Annotated in this window: 12 protein-coding genes and 1 riboswitch; of the genes, 8 read left to right on the top strand and 4 right to left on the bottom strand. The window is 67.0% G+C overall.

Annotated features, from left to right (window positions below; translation table 11 throughout):
• Positions 1-215: 215 nt before the first annotated feature.
• Both DT343_RS14200 and lpdA read left to right on the top strand, forming a co-directional pair.
• Entirely contained in the window at positions 216-3035 is a 2820-nt protein-coding gene (locus DT343_RS14200) for a TonB-dependent receptor (RefSeq protein WP_112863373.1), read from the top strand.
• A 179-nt stretch (positions 3036-3214) separates the two neighbouring features.
• Entirely contained in the window at positions 3215-4621 is a 1407-nt protein-coding gene (gene lpdA / locus DT343_RS14205) for a dihydrolipoyl dehydrogenase (RefSeq protein WP_112863374.1), read from the top strand.
• A 188-nt stretch (positions 4622-4809) separates the two neighbouring features.
• Here the strand turns inward: lpdA and mutS are convergent, their stop codons facing one another.
• Complete coding sequence (gene mutS, locus DT343_RS14210) at positions 4810-7491, bottom strand: DNA mismatch repair protein MutS (protein WP_112863375.1); 2682 nt, start codon at positions 7489-7491, stop codon at positions 4810-4812.
• 50 nt (positions 7492-7541) lie between these two features.
• A riboswitch (cobalamin riboswitch) is annotated at positions 7542-7750 on the top strand.
• 146 nt (positions 7751-7896) lie between these two features.
• On the opposite strand from mutS, the gene DT343_RS14215 reads away from it, so the two are divergent.
• Positions 7897-9726 (top strand): TonB-dependent receptor plug domain-containing protein, encoded by a 1830-nt coding sequence (locus DT343_RS14215; protein WP_112863376.1) that lies wholly within the window; start codon positions 7897-7899, stop codon positions 9724-9726.
• Here DT343_RS14215 and DT343_RS14220 read toward each other — a convergent pair.
• From DT343_RS14220 to DT343_RS14230, 3 genes are all read right to left on the bottom strand, one after another.
• Positions 9710-10630, bottom strand: coding sequence for an aldo/keto reductase (locus DT343_RS14220; protein ID WP_220116724.1), 921 nt, complete (start codon positions 10628-10630; stop codon positions 9710-9712). The two genes, DT343_RS14215 and DT343_RS14220, sit on opposite strands and share 17 nt — an antisense overlap.
• Positions 10631-10725: 95 nt before the next feature.
• Complete coding sequence (maiA, locus tag DT343_RS14225; RefSeq protein WP_112863377.1) at positions 10726-11361, bottom strand: maleylacetoacetate isomerase; 636 nt, start codon at positions 11359-11361, stop codon at positions 10726-10728.
• Positions 11358-12026 (bottom strand): fumarylacetoacetate hydrolase family protein, encoded by a 669-nt coding sequence (locus DT343_RS14230; RefSeq protein WP_112863378.1) that lies wholly within the window; start codon positions 12024-12026, stop codon positions 11358-11360. Before DT343_RS14230 ends, maiA begins: the two co-directional genes overlap by 4 nt.
• Before the next feature lie 137 nt (positions 12027-12163).
• On the opposite strand from DT343_RS14230, the gene DT343_RS14235 reads away from it, so the two are divergent.
• The 5 genes from DT343_RS14235 to DT343_RS14255 all read left to right on the top strand — a co-directional run bounded on the left by DT343_RS14235 (position 12164) and on the right by DT343_RS14255 (position 14261).
• The gene (locus tag DT343_RS14235; RefSeq protein ID WP_112863379.1) at positions 12164-12508 is read left to right on the top strand and encodes a DUF883 family protein; all 345 of its coding nucleotides are present in this window, start codon (positions 12164-12166) and stop codon (positions 12506-12508) included.
• Positions 12508-12918 (top strand): hypothetical protein, encoded by a 411-nt coding sequence (locus tag DT343_RS14240; RefSeq protein ID WP_112863380.1) that lies wholly within the window; start codon positions 12508-12510, stop codon positions 12916-12918. Before DT343_RS14235 ends, DT343_RS14240 begins: the two co-directional genes overlap by 1 nt.
• A 30-nt stretch (positions 12919-12948) precedes the next feature.
• Positions 12949-13194 (top strand): DUF1328 domain-containing protein, encoded by a 246-nt coding sequence (locus DT343_RS14245; protein ID WP_434082627.1) that lies wholly within the window; start codon positions 12949-12951, stop codon positions 13192-13194.
• A gap of 138 nt (positions 13195-13332) precedes the next feature.
• A complete protein-coding gene (locus tag DT343_RS14250) occupies positions 13333-13956 on the top strand; it encodes a hypothetical protein (protein ID WP_258522586.1) in 624 nt (207 codons plus the stop codon).
• A gap of 2 nt (positions 13957-13958) precedes the next feature.
• A complete protein-coding gene (locus DT343_RS14255; protein ID WP_017506148.1) occupies positions 13959-14261 on the top strand; it encodes a winged helix-turn-helix domain-containing protein in 303 nt (100 codons plus the stop codon).
• Positions 14262-14266 lie beyond the last annotated feature (5 nt).

Raw genomic sequence — 14266 nt, forward strand, 5'->3', positions numbered from 1 at the left:
TCCCTGTCGGCAAGCCGTCTGCGCGTCAACGGCGCGGGCGTGACAGTTCGGCGTCGGTTCGATGACTGATGGTCCGGCAAGGGATCAAGCGTCGCCGTTCCGTCGGAAAACCGCGAACTGGGCGTCGTGGAATCGTCGCTGTCGCGTCGCCGCCCAAGGTTAAGCGGCCCCTCCATCGGCTGAAGCGAAACGTCGCTCGCCGAAGGGGACCTGACATGAAACTGAACCTGCTGATGGGCGCCGCGATCGCGCCGATGATCCTGGCGCCGCTGGCCATGCCCGCCCGTGCCGATGTCGACGCCATGGCCTCGGCGTCAGCTGCGGTCGCCGGCGACGTGATCTACGGCCGGGTGACTAACGCCGCCGGCGCGCCCCTGCCGGGCGCCGAGGTTCTTGTGCGCGGCACAAGCCAGCGGGCCGTGACCAACACCCAAGGCGAGTTCACCCTGCCGACCGCCAGCGGCTCCATGGTGCTGGAGGTCAACTATCTGGGCCTGCCCTCGACCAGCCAGACGGTCGTGACCACGCCGGGTGAAGACGCCAATGTCGCCATCGTCCTGGGCGCGCAATCCGCCACGGACGTGGCCGACGTGATCGTGACCGGCGTCATCACCGACGGCGTGGCCCGTTCGCTGAACCAGCAGAAGAACGCCGACGGCACCGTCAACGTCCTGTCGGCCGACGCCATCGGCCGCTACCCCGACCCGAACGTTGCGGAATCGCTGCAACGGGTTCAGGGCATCGCCATCCAGCGCGACCAGGGCGAAGGGCGTTACATCAATGTGCGCGGCGCGCCGGCCGCCTTCACCGCCGTGTCGGTGGACGGGGTGCAGGTTCCCGCCGTCGATCCCGGCACCCGCGCCGTCGATCTGGACACTCTGCCCAGCGACATCGTCGCGAACATCGAAGTCTCCAAGACGCTGCTGCCCAGCCAGGAAGCCGATTCCATCGCCGGCGCCGTCAACATCAAGACCCGTTCGCCGTTCGACCGTCGTCGCCTGGCCATCAGCGGCTATGCCGGCGGGAGCTATAACGACTATGGCGGCGAGGATGTTCGCGCCGGCGCCACCGCGTCCAACGTCTTCGCAAACGAGACCTTCGGCGCCCTGCTGTCCGTCAGCTATTCCGAAACCAACCGCCGGCCCGACAACGTCGAGAACGCCTGGGTGAAGGAAGAGCAGAACGGCGCCGATGTCTTCGTGCTGGAAGAAACCCTGTTCAAGGATTACGAGACCAAGCGCACCCGTCAGGCCGTGACCGGCGCTCTGGAATGGCGGCCTTCCGATGACGTCCGAGCCTATCTGCGGGGGTCGTTCGCCCAGTTCGAGGACGACGAATACCGAAACACCCTGGGGCTGATCTATTCGGACGGCACGCTGCAGCCGGGGGCGACGAACACGACGGCGACCTACACCGGCGCGCGCATCACCCGCCAACTGCGTCACCGCACGCAGAAGAACGACATCACCACTCTGGTCGCGGGCGGAGAGAAGACGTTTGCGAATGGCGCGGTTTGGGACGCCAGCCTGTCATGGGCCGACAGCGAGCAATCCTATCCGAACCGCAACGAGCTGCTGTACCGCTCCAGCGGCACGACGCTGAGCTACAACACCGGCGACCACTATATGCCGACCTATTCGGTGTTCAGCGATCCGGCGGGCTTCTACCGCGACCCGTCGCGGTTCAGCTTCCGCGAGAACACCTTCCGCGAGAATACGACCAAGCAGGAAGACGTCGCTTTCAAGACCAACTTCGAGCTGCCCAGCCAGTTCGGCGGCCGTGAAGTGACCTGGAAGTTCGGCGCCAAGTTCAACACCCGCGAGATCAACGCCGACGAGCAGCGCTATCGCAACCGCGCCGCCGCCGCGAGCCCCGGCACGCTGGCTTCGATGCTGAGCGACCGTCCGTCGCGCAACTATGACTACGACCTCGGCTTCAAGTTCGACGCTGGAAAGGCCGACGACTATTTCGCGCGTGTGCGCGCCGCCTCGCCCATCCGGTTGCCGGATTCGATCGCGGCCGATTACAGCGCCCAGGAAGACATTCTGGCGAGCTATGCCCAGGCGCGCTTCGACATCGGCGCGACGAATGTCATCGTTGGCCTTCGCGTTGAGAACACCAAGTTCGACGGTGAAGCGGCGGCCCTGATCGACAACGACGGCAGCGCTCCGTTCCAGATGGCCAAGGTCAGCCGGGACGACACCGAGTTCTTCCCGAACCTGACGGTGCGCCACGCCTTTTCGGACAATCTGATCGGCCGCTTCGCCCTGACGCGCTCGATCTCGCGTCCGGAGTTCAGCGAGATCGTGCCGCGTCGCATCGAGGAAACCGATGGGTCCGACATCTCCTACGAGATCGGCAACCCGGATCTGCAGCCGGCCCTGTCGAACAATATCGACCTGGGCCTGGAATATTACTTCGCCTCGCTGGGCGTGGTGTCGGCGAACGCCTTCTACAAGGACCTGGCCGACTATCGCTACACCCTTAAATACAGCGAGCCGGTGACCATCGACGGCACGGTGTACGACGCCGACTTCGAAACCCCGATCAATGCGCCCGAAGGCCATCTGGCGGGCCTGGAGCTGAACCTGCAGCGGAAGTTTGATTTCCTGCCCGGATTGCTGTCTGGCTTCGGCGTCTTCGCCAACTACACCTGGACCGACGCCGAGATCAAAACGGCCCAGTCCTATGGCGGTCGCGACACCTTCTCCCTGCCGGGCCAGTCGGACACGAACTACAACGCCGCCCTCTTCTACGAAATGGCCGGGTTCAGCGCGCGCCTGTCCTACACCAAGCGTGGGGACTATCTGGAAGAGATCAACGCCGACGACGCCGATCTGGACCTCTATGTCGAGGGCCGCGAACAACTGGACTTCACCGCCAGCTATGACTTCGGCAATGGGGTGGAAGTGTTCGGCGAGGCCAAGAACCTGACGGACAGCGCGGGCGTGCGCTACTACGGCGTCAAGGAGCGGACCTACGAGTACGAGAAGTTCGGCTACAACGTCTTCGTGGGCGTGCGCTTCAAGCTCTGAGCGCGCCGACCGAACGTGATCGAAGGGGCCGGGCGGCGACGCTCGGCCCTTTTTTCGTCGTCTGACCCTCTGCAATTGGTCGAAACGCGGCCCCATATGGGGTCCAGCGGTTGACCCGTGCGGGGTCGGCGCTAGTGTCCGCGCGCCTTTCCCCGCGCGCCAGAAGACCAGAGGATACCATGGCCGAAGCCACCGCCGCCTACGACGTCGTCATCATCGGCGGAGGCCCTGGCGGCTATAACGCCGCGATCCGGGCGGGCCAGCTCGGCCTGAAGGTCGCCTGCGTTGAGATGCGTTCGACGCTGGGCGGCACCTGCCTGAACGTCGGCTGCATGCCGTCCAAGGCCCTGCTGCATGCGTCGGAACTGTGGAACGCCGCCAACACCGAGTTCGCCAAGATCGGCATCGAGGTCCAGCCCAAGCTGCACCTGGACCAGATGCACAAGGCCAAGGACGACAGCGTCACGGCCCTGACCAAGGGGATCGAGTTCCTGTTCAAGAAGAACAAGGCCGACTGGATCAAGGGCAAGGGCAAGATCGTCGGCAAGGGCAAGGTGGAAGTCACCGCCGCCGACGGCTCGGTCCAGACGCTGGACGCCAAGAACATCGTCATCGCCACCGGCTCGGAGCCGACCCCTCTGCCCGGCGTCGCCTTCGAGGACGGCAAGGTCATCGATTCCACCGGCGCCCTGTCGCTGCCGGCCGTGCCCAAGAAGTTGATCGTCGTCGGCGCCGGCATCATCGGCCTGGAGCTGGGCTCGGTCTGGCGCCGTCTGGGCGCCGAGGTCACGGTGGTCGAGTTCCTGGACCGGATCACGCCCGGCATGGACACCGAGGTCGCCACCGCCTTCCAGCGCACCCTGACGAAACAGGGCATGAGCTTCAAACTGGGCGCCAAGGTCACGGCCGCCAAGTCGGGCAAGGACGGGGTGGAACTGACTGTCGAGCCGTCGGCCGGCGGCGCCGCCGAGACGATCAAGGGCGACGTGGTGCTGGTCGCCATCGGCCGTCGTCCGTACACGGACGGTCTGGGCCTGGAGAGCGTCGGCGTGACGCCGGACAAGCGTGGCTTCATCGACCATGACCACTTCAAGGTCGCGGACGGCGTCTGGGTGATCGGCGACGTGACCCACGGTCCGATGCTGGCCCACAAGGCGGAAGAAGACGCGGTCGCCGTGATCGACACCATCGCCGGCAAATACGGCCACGTCGACTATGCCCTGGTGCCCAGCGTCGTCTACACCTTCCCCGAAGTGGCCTGGGTCGGTCAGACCGAGGACCAGCTGAAGGCGGCCGGCGTTCAGTACAAGAAGGGCAAATTCCCCTTCACCGCCAACAGCCGCGCCAAGATCAATCACGAGACCGACGGCTTCGTGAAGGTTCTTGCCGACGCCGCGACCGACAAGGTGCTGGGCGTCCACATCATGGGCCCGCAGGCCGGCGAGATGATCCACGAAGCCGCCATCACCATGAGCTTCGGCGGCGCGTCGGAAGACATCGCCCGCACCTGCCACGCCCACCCGACCCGTTCGGAAGCCGTCCGCCAGGCGGCCATGGATGTCGAAGGCTGGATGATGCAGGCCTGAGTTTGATGATCCTCCCCCGACTTGGCGGGGGAGGGGGACCGCGAAGCGGTGGAGGGGGCGAACACGTCTCCGCCGTCGATGCCAGGTTTGCCGTCGACACCTAAGCGATTGGTGCGGCGTCCGCCCCCTCCACCATGCTGCGCATGGTCCCCCTCCCCCGTTTCGCTGCGCTGCTCGGGGGAGGATCTTCAGGTCAGACCCTTCAGCCGATAGAGTGCCTCCAGCGCCTCGCGCGGGGTCAGGTCGTCGGGGTCGACGTCGCGAAGCGCCAGTTCCACGGGGGAGGGGCCGCGTATCGGTTCCGGCTCGGCGACGGCGAACAGGGGCAGGTCGTCCAGGCGGGCGGCGGCGGCCTTTTCGCCTTCCAGCCGGTCCAGCACCGAGCGGGCGCGGGCGACGACGGAGGCGGGGACGCCGGCCAGTTTCGCGACCTGGACGCCGTAGGAGCGATCGGCCGCGCCGGGCGCCGCTTCGTGCAGGAAGACCAGTTCGCCATTCCACTCGCGCGCGACCATGGACAGGTTGCAGACGTGGTCCAGCCGCGTCTCCAGCTGGGCCAGCTCGTGATAGTGGGTGGCGAACAGGGTGCGGGCCCGGTTGGTCTCGTGCAGGGCTTCGGCCGTTGCCCAGGCGATGGCCAGACCGTCGTAGGTGGCGGTGCCGCGCCCGATCTCGTCCAGAACGACGAAGCTGTGCGGCGTGGCCTGGGTCAGGATGGCGGCGGTCTCGACCATCTCCATCATGAAGGTGGAGCGGCCGCGGGCCAGGTCGTCGCCGGCGCCGACACGGCTGAACAGCCGGTCCACCACGCCCAGCCGCATCGACCGCGCGGGCACGAAGGCGCCGGCCTGGGCCAGGATGACCAGAAGGGCGTTCTGGCGCAGGAAGGTCGATTTACCGGCCATGTTGGGGCCGGTGACGATGGCGAGGCGCGATCCGTCCTGGCCCGACCCGTCCAGCCGGGCGTTGTTGGGGGTGTAGGGATCGCCGCCCGCCTTGACCGCCGCCTCGACCACTGGGTGGCGGCCGGCCTCGACGCAGAAGGTCAACGTGTCGTCCACGATGGGGCGGGTCGCGCCGACTTCCTGGGCCCATTCGGACAGGGCGGCGTGGGCGTCCAGTTCGGCGAGCGCCTCGGCGACGGCTTGCAGGGGCTGGGCCAGGCGGGCGGCCTCGCGTCGCCAGCCCTCGAAGGTCTCGCCTTCGATGGCGAGCGCCCGGTGGCCGGCCTGGCTGATCTTGGCGTCTAACTCCGACAGTTCGACGGTGGTGAAGCGGACCTGATTGGCCAGGGTCTGGCGGTGGATGAAGGGGCTGTCGGGACCGGCGCGGAGCAAGGATTCGGCCGCCTTGGCGCTGGTTTCGAGGAAATAGCCCAGGACGGCGTTGTGCTTGATCTTGAACGGCACGCCGGACTCGGCGACGGCGCGGGCCTCCAGATCGGCGACGACGCGGCGGCTGTCGTCGCGCAGGGTGCGGGCGGCGTCCAGTTCGGGGCGATAATCGGGGCGCACATAGCCGCCGTCGCGCGCCAGATGGGACGGCTCGTCCACCAGGCCGTCGATCAGGTCGGCCTTCAGCCGCGAGACGTCGGGCGACAGGGTCAGGCGGTCCAGCGCTGAGGCGATGCGGCGCGGCTGACCGGTCAGGGGATCGACCTGTCCGACGAACAGACCGGCGACGCCCTCGGCGATCGACAGGCCGGTGCGTACGGCGGCCAGATCGCGCGGGCCGCCGCGACCCAGCGCCAATCGTCCGACGGCGCGGGCGATGTCCGACGAGGCCTTCAGCGCGTCGCGCAGGTCGCGGCGCAGGTCGCGGCGCTCCAAGAGCCATTCGACGGCGTCGAGCTGTTCGTTGATGGCCAGGGGATCGCGCAGGGGCCGGGCGATCCGTTCGGCCAGGGCCCGGGCGCCGCCCGAGGTGACGGTGCGGTCGATGCAGGCGAGCAGGCTGCCCTCGCGCTCGCCCCGCTGGGTGCGATCGATCTCAAGGCTGGCGCGGGTCGCCGGGTCGATGGCCAGAAAGCCGCTTTCGCCCAGACGGCGCGGCGGGGCCAGGGCGGGGACTTTGCCGGCCTGGGTCGTCTCCAGATAGGCGGCGATCAGACCCAGCGCCGAGACCTCGGCCTCCTCGAAGGCGCCGAAACCGTCGAGCGCCGAGACGCCGTACAGCCGTTCGACGCGGGCGCGCGCGGCCTGGGGTTCGGCGATGGCGCCGGCCAGCGCCTGGACCACGCCGCCCGAGCCGTCCAGGGCGTCGCGGGTGGTCTCGTCCGAATACATCCGGTCGGTGACCAGGACTTCGGACGGGCGGAAGGCGGCCAGGGCCGCGCCCAGATCCGCGATGGCGCAGGCGACGCTGTCGACCGCGCCGGACGACAGTTCGACCACGGCGACGGCCGCCCGACCTTTACGCACCGCGACCGCCGCCAGACGGTTGGCGCCGCGCGCGTCCAGCAGGCTGTCTTCGGTCAGGGTGCCGGGGGTGACGACCCGGACCACGCCGCGATGCACCACGGCCTTGCCGCCGCGCTTCTTGGCTTCGGCGGGGTCTTCCAGCTGTTCGCAGATGGCGACCTTGTGGCCGATGCGGATCAGGCGGGCGAGGTAGCCCTCCATCGCATGGACCGGGACGCCGGCCATAGGGATGTCCTCGCCCTGATGCTTGCCGCGCTTGGTCAGGGTGATGCCGAGCGCCGCCGCCGCGACCTCGGCATCCTTGAAGAACAGCTCGTAGAAGTCGCCCATGCGGAAGAACAGGATGGCGTCCGGCTGGCCCGCCTTGGCCGTCAGATATTGCGCCATGAACGGCGTCGCGCCCTCCAGCGAAGCGGCGATTTCAGGGGGATGGGAGACGGGGGCGTTCATGTGGCTGCAGGGTGACGGATCGCGCCCGGCGGCTCAAGGCCGTTAACCGGCTCTTGCACAGGCTTGTCGGCCCTGCGATAGGCCGCGTCAGGCGGTTAAGGGAACACGGTTTGACGCCGTGGCTGTGCCCGCAACTGTAGGCGGCGAGAGCGTCGTCCGTCCGGGGTTTCGATCCCGGCGCCACTGGGAAACTGGGAAGGCGAGGACGGCGGTTTACGACCCGCAAGCCAGGAGACCTGGCCGCCGACGTCGCTCGCTCCTGTCCGGGATCAGACAGCAGCGCGGTTTCTCCGTGGAAGCGACCCGACCTTGCGCCGTCCAGACCCTAAAGCGGTCTGGCGGGTCGGTTCGCTCATGACGGTCTCTCGCGCGCATTCGCGGGACCGAACACGGGGATATCGCTCAATGAAGCGTTCCATTCTTCTCTCGACGGCCGCTCTCTCGGTCGTCGCCATCGCCGCACCTGCCCTGGCCGACGACACGACCCAGCTGGACGAGGTGATCGTCACCGCCACCCGCATCCCGGCCATCGTCGCAGACACGCCCGGGGCCCGCGTCATCGACGGCAAGACCATCGAGCAGCGCGGCGCCGTGTTCGCCACCGACATCCTGTCGGACGTGCCTGGCCTGTCGGTCTATCGCGCCAGCTTCGGCGGCGTCTCCTCGGTGCGGATGCGCGGTGCCAGCCAGGACAAGACCCTGGTGCTGGTGGACGGCGTGCCGGTCAACGATCCGTCGCAGCCTGCGGGCGGCTTCGACTTCTCCGGCTTCGACCTGGGCGATGTTTCGCGCATCGAGGTGCTGAGCGGCCCGCAGTCGTCGCTTTGGGGCTCGTCCGCCATCGGCGGCGTCATTTCCTTCACCACCCGTGAGTTGAACGGCGTTTCGGCCAATGCCGAGGCCGGTTCTTACGGCACGGCGCGCGGCCGTCTGGGCCTGGGTGTCGCCACCGACAAGTTCGCCTACGGCGTCTCGGTCTTCAAGTTCCACAGCGACGGCTTCTCGGCCGCCGACAAGATCAATGGCAACACCGAGAAGGACGGCTTCGACAACACCACCGTCAACGCCCGCGCCCGTTATGAGTTGAACGACCGCTTTGGCGTCGACGCCAGCTATCGTCATTCCGACACGGACGCCGATGTCGACGGCTTCGGCCCGGTCGATGCGCTGGACACGGCCGCCACGGTCAATCAATCGGGTCTGGTGCGCCTGCGCGTCGCCGATGTCCTGGGCCTGGATCACAAGTTCACGGTCGCCGCCTCCGATATCGACCGCGTGAGCAAGAGCGCCTTCCCCTCGGTCTATAGCGGCGAACATCGCCTGTACCGCTGGCAGGCGGACAGCCGTGATCAGAGCGCCCGTCTGGCCTACAGCTTCGGCGCGGAGCATGAGGAAACTCAGGCCGACCTGGACGGTAGGGTCAAGGCTGAGTTGGACGTGGACTCGGTGTTCGGCGTGGCGCGTTTCAACGCCACGGATCGTCTGAGCGTCACGGCCGGGCTGCGCCATGACGAAACCGACAAATACGGCGGCAAGACCACGGGCCGCATTTCGGCGGCCTATGATCTGGGCGCCGGCCTGACCTTCAGCGGCGCATACGGCACGGGCTTCAAGGCGCCCTCCGTCGCCCAGACGGTTTGCGACTTCTGCTTCGTTCTGCCGAGCACCAATGTGGCCGAACTGGTCCCCGAAAAGGCAGAGAGCGGTGAACTGGCTCTGGGCTGGCGTTCGAACGACGGCCGTTTCGATGGTCGCCTGACGGTTTACCGTCTTGAGGTCGAGAACCAGATCGACGGCTACTACAATCCGGCCAGCTTCGAGTATTATTACGTCAACCTGATCCGCACGCGCACCGACGGGGTGGAACTGGAAGGCCGGCTCGATCTGGGACGCGGCTTTGATCTGACGGCCGCCTATGCCTGGACCGATGCCGAAAACGCGGTGACCAAGGCTCCCATCCTGCGCGTGGCGGAACACTCCGGGTCGGCGACCCTGGGCTGGACCGGGCGACGCCTCTCCGGCGCGGTGACGGTGCGGGCGGAAGGCGAGATGCCCGATTCGGGCGGCATGCGAGACGGCTTCGTTATCACCAACCTGAACGGCGCCTATGCGCTGACGGATAATGTCACCCTGACGGCGCGCGTCGAGAATCTGTTCGACGAACACTATCAGCGTCTGCTGGGCTATGGCGAAGCCGGTCTGTCCGGCTATGTCGGGATCAGGCTGCGCTACTGATCCGGGCGCGGGCGTCGGCGGTGAAGGCCGCCGGCGCCGCAAGCGCAAGCGCCGACCAGTCCAGGTTGGGGCAGGGGGCGTGGGCGGCGGCGACGATGGCGCGCAGTTCGGCGGCGGAGGCGACGCTGGCCACCACCTTGTCCACGCCCGGCAGCGACAGCGCGTAGGCCAGGGCGGCCTGCATAGGGTCGCAGCGCTGTTCAGCCAGGCGCCGGCGGGTGCGCGACAGGGCCTGGGCGTGGCTGGCCATTTCGGGCGGCAGGTCATCGCCGCCTGCGAACAGCAGGCCGTCTGCGAAAACGGCCGACAGATGAACGCAGGCCCCCGCGTCCGCGATGGCCTCCAGCGTCCCGTCCTGGGCCGCGCGCTGGTCCAAGAGGCTGCACGGCACCTGGACCACATCAGCTTCCAGACGGCGGGCAAGAAGCGCGGGACCGTCCTCGATCGTGGCGCAGAAACCGATGCGGCGGAACAGGCCGCGATCCTTCAGGCTGCGGGCGCGATCCCACAGGGCGCGGCCCTCGGCGCCGGCCAGATCGGCGGCGTTGGAAATCAGTAGCACGTCGCCGCGCGGTAGGCCCATCCGCTCCAGCGAGCGGCGAGCGCGGGCCTCGACCCGGTCCAGACCTTCGCTGACCGGCACGGTGCGGACCGTAACCTGGAAAGGCGAGGGGAAGGGCCAGGCCTGACCCAGCAGGCGTTCGCCGTCGCCCTCGGGCCGGGTGGCGATCAGCTTGACCCCGGCGTCGGCTCCGGTTTGCAGCAGAAAACGCATGGCTTCTTCGCGGGCGCCGGAGGGCGCGCTCATGAAGGCGCCGGGCGCGCGCTCGGGCTCTGTCACCACGGCGAGGGCCAGGCGATGGATGGGCGACGACGCCGAAGGTGTGGCGGGGGAATACGACACGCCCGAAACTATGATCGCCAATGCTTAAGGGACGCTGAGCGAGATCTTAAGCGAACCCTACTTATCCACCGCTGATATGCGCACTGAGGCGAAAATCAGGCGTCAGCGTCAGGCTGCAAGTCCGGGTGGGCCGAGGCGAAGGCGGGGTGGGCCAGGGCGGTCTGTTCGACCGCCAGCAGACGCGGCCAAGGCGACAGGTCCATGTTGAAGCGCCGCGCCGAATACATCTGTGGAATCAAATAACAATCGGCCAAGGTCGGGGCGTCGCCGAAGCTCCAGCCGGCGCCGTGTCGGGTGACCAGCGCCTCCAGCGCGTCGAAGCCCGGCGCAATCCACCGGGCCGCCCAAGCGTCCACGGCGGCCTGATCGGCGTTGAATTCAGACCGGATGGCTTTCAACACGCGCAGATTGTTCAGCGGGTGAATGTCGCAGCCGATCAGCGCAGCCATGGCGCGCACGGTCGCCCGGTCGTTTGCCTCCTTTGGCAGCAGGGCCGGGTCGGGGCGGGTTTCCTCCAGCCATTCCAGAATGGCCGGGCTCTGGGTCAGAACCAGGTCGCCGTCCTGGAGGGCGGGGACCATGCCCTGCGGGTTCAGCGCCACATAGTCGGGCGTCTTCTGTTCGCCCTTGCGCAGGTCGTGCGCGGCGTTGTCGTAGGCCAGCCCCTTTAGGTTTAGGGCGATGCGGACGCGGTAGCTGGCGCCCGAGCGCCAGTAGCCGTGCAGGATCATGACTGCACTTCGAAGCTAAGCGTCTCCAGACCGTCGATGGTGACAACGACGCGGTCGCCAGGCTTGACCGGACCGACGCCGGACGGGGTGCCGGTGAAGATCAGGTCGCCGGGTTGCAACGACCACAGGGCGGCGGCGGCCGCGACGATCCGGTCGGGGTTCAGGATCATGTCGTTGAGCACGCTGTCCTGTTTGGTTTCGCCATTGACGCTCAGACGGATGGCGCCGTCGGGCGACGGCAGGTCGCCCAAGGTGATGGGGCCGCAGGGCGCGGACTGATCGAACCCCTTGGCGGCGTCCCAGGGCCGGCCGGCCTTCTTGGCCTCGGCCTGAAGATCACGACGGGTCAGGTCGCAGCCAACGGCCCAGCCAACAATACAGACCCCGCCGTCCTCCCCCGGACCGATCGCGGCGACCAGTTCGGCCTCGTAGTGCAGGTTCGCGGTCGCCGACGGATAGGATGGGTTTGCGCCGTCCGAGACGATGGCGTCGCCCGGCTTGGTGAAGAAGAAGGGCGTCTGCTTGTCGGGGTCCGACCCCATTTCGCGCGCATGGGCGGCGTAGTTCTGGCCCACGCACAGGATGCGGCGAACAGGGAACCGCTGGTCCGATCCGACGATGGGCAAGGACGGGGCGGGGCGGGGCGCGAACAGCCATTGGGTCATGGCGACAGTTCTAGTGCGGCGAAAAGCCCGTGGCGAGAGGCGCGCGCCCGACCCACCTAAAGGAACCTCGTTGCGCATGTGGCGTTGCAACACGGGGTTCTCTATTCTACCGCCAAGCTTTCAACGGAGCGCGCACCATGGCCACCACCAAGGCTCGAGAAGACATCAAGGCCGACCTGAAGACCCTCAAGGAGGATCTGAAGACCGGCGCCCGCGAAGAGACCCAACGCCTGCGCGAAAAGGCCGCCGAGGCCGAGGCCAAGCTGCGCGCCAAGAGCGACGAAGTCCGCGAGCAGGCCCGCAGCTATTACGACGAGGCCCGCGTGAAGGGTCGCGAATATTATGACGACGCGGCCGAACGCTTCGATGAGGCGCAACGCTATGTCGTCGAGCGCGTGCAGGAGCGTCCGCTGCAATCGACCGCCGTGGCGCTCGGCGTCGGCGTCATCCTCGGCATGCTGCTGGCCGGCCGCCGTCGCTGATGTTCAAGGGCATCGTCAAAAAACTGGTGGCGACGGCTGTCGTCGCCGCCAGTGCGTTCCTGGCCGTCGTCTTCCTGGGCGTGGCCATTTTCTACGCGCTCAGCCTGACGCTGACGCCGCTCGGCGCCGCCGCCGTGACCTTTGGTCTGTTCGCCCTGGTCGCCCTGATCGTGACGTTGGTCTTCCTGAAGGGCGACAAGAACGACGACGCCGAAGAGGAAGATGAGCCTGAGGGCCTGCTGGGCAAGGTGATTCACATCGTTCGCGAGCGTCCGATCGTCGGCGCCGTGGGCGGTCTGGGCGCCGCCTTCCTGCTTCTGCGCAACCCGGCTCTGGCGGCGATCGTCGCCAGCATGGTCGCGGATCGCAAGATGGATCACGGCGGCTATTCGCGTCGTCGTCGTCGATAGACGGGGAACGGTCCGCTCAGCTTGACGTTGATGAAGCACACCGACGAACGGCTCTCGGGTCGCCGACGGCAACATCAACTCAGGAGAGCTAAACCCATGATGCGCTGGGCAATTATCTTCCTCGTCGTCGCCCTCGTCGCGGCCGTGCTGGGCTTCGGCGGTATTGCGAACTTCTCGTTCGAGATCGCCAAGTTTGTCGCCGTCGTCGCGATCATCCTGTTCGTCATCGCCTTGGTGGCCGGCGGACTGCGTGGACGGGGTTCGCCGAGACTTTAGGCTTGCGGCCATAATATCGAGAGAGGGGCGGGGCTCAGGTTCCGCCCCCTTTTTGTACCTGATCGTGCGTCAAAAAAGAACTTTACATCACAAAGTTTGTGAGTGATGCTGTCTCATCGGTTCGAGGAGGAGAGCATCATGACCCGCGAAACCCAAGCCATTCAGGACGACATCGCCTATATGCGCAGCCTGGCCCACGAGGGCCGCCATGCGCCGCTGCTGGCCGGCCCGATCCTGGTGACGGCCGGCATCGTGTTCGGAACCACCAGTCTGATCCAATGGGCCATCCAGTCCGGGCTCGTGCGGCTCAATCCCTGGTCCCAACTGTGGGTTTGGATCGTCGCCGCGGTGGTGTTCGCCGTCGCTCTGACTTTCCTGATCGGCCGCATCAAGTCCAAGCCCGGCGTCAACTCGGCCGGCAACAAGGCGGTCAGCGCGGCGTGGGAGGGCGTGGGTTACGGCATCTTCGCGACCTGGTTGGCGCTGGTGGCCCTGTCCCTGAAGACCGGACAATGGTCCTGGATGGCGCTCATGCCGACCGTGGTCCTGGTCGCTTATGGCTCGGCCTGGATGATCGGCGCGGCGATGACGCGGACGCGCTGGATGTCCTACACCGCCTTGGCCGCCTACGTCGGCGCGGTCGCCGTCGCCTGGTTCATGGGCAGCGCCACGATCTATCCTGTCTTCGCCGTGATCCTGATGGCCGTGGCGCTGGTCCCGGGCGTCGTCCTGATGCGTCAGGAACCGTCGGAGGTGGTCTGAGCATGGCCGACGACTTCGACATCAGCCGGATCGACGACGTCATTCACGGGCGCATCCGGCTGGGGATCATGGCCTTTCTGTCCGGGGCCGGATCGGCCGACTTCACCACCCTGAAGACCCGGTTGCAGACCACGGACGGCAATCTGTCGGTCCATCTGCGCAAGCTGGAAGAGGCGGGGTTTGTCGCCGTCTCCAAGCGTTTCAACGGTCGCAAGCCGCTGACGGAGGCCAGTCTGACCGATCAGGGACGCGACGCCTTTGTCGCCTATCTGGATGCGATGGCGGGCCTGCTGCCAGAGCGGTGAACATA

This window comes from Brevundimonas vesicularis (genome assembly GCF_900445985.1).
Classification (GTDB): domain Bacteria; phylum Pseudomonadota; class Alphaproteobacteria; order Caulobacterales; family Caulobacteraceae; genus Brevundimonas; species Brevundimonas vesicularis_D.

Coding starts and splice junctions, on each gene's coding strand:
- DT343_RS14250 (WP_258522586.1), top strand. CDS start 13,333: ATGACCCGCGAAACCCAAGCCATTCAGGACGACATCGCCTATATGCGC.
- DT343_RS14215 (WP_112863376.1), top strand. CDS start 7,897: ATGAAGCGTTCCATTCTTCTCTCGACGGCCGCTCTCTCGGTCGTCGCC.
- DT343_RS14240 (WP_112863380.1), top strand. CDS start 12,508: ATGTTCAAGGGCATCGTCAAAAAACTGGTGGCGACGGCTGTCGTCGCC.
- DT343_RS14255 (WP_017506148.1), top strand. CDS start 13,959: ATGGCCGACGACTTCGACATCAGCCGGATCGACGACGTCATTCACGGG.
- DT343_RS14230 (WP_112863378.1), bottom strand. CDS start 12,026: ATGACCCAATGGCTGTTCGCGCCCCGCCCCGCCCCGTCCTTGCCCATC.
- DT343_RS14200 (WP_112863373.1), top strand. CDS start 216: ATGAAACTGAACCTGCTGATGGGCGCCGCGATCGCGCCGATGATCCTG.
- DT343_RS14235 (WP_112863379.1), top strand. CDS start 12,164: ATGGCCACCACCAAGGCTCGAGAAGACATCAAGGCCGACCTGAAGACC.
- DT343_RS14245 (WP_434082627.1), top strand. CDS start 12,949: ATGAAGCACACCGACGAACGGCTCTCGGGTCGCCGACGGCAACATCAA.
- maiA (WP_112863377.1), bottom strand. CDS start 11,361: ATGATCCTGCACGGCTACTGGCGCTCGGGCGCCAGCTACCGCGTCCGC.
- lpdA (WP_112863374.1), top strand. CDS start 3,215: ATGGCCGAAGCCACCGCCGCCTACGACGTCGTCATCATCGGCGGAGGC.
- mutS (WP_112863375.1), bottom strand. CDS start 7,491: ATGAACGCCCCCGTCTCCCATCCCCCTGAAATCGCCGCTTCGCTGGAG.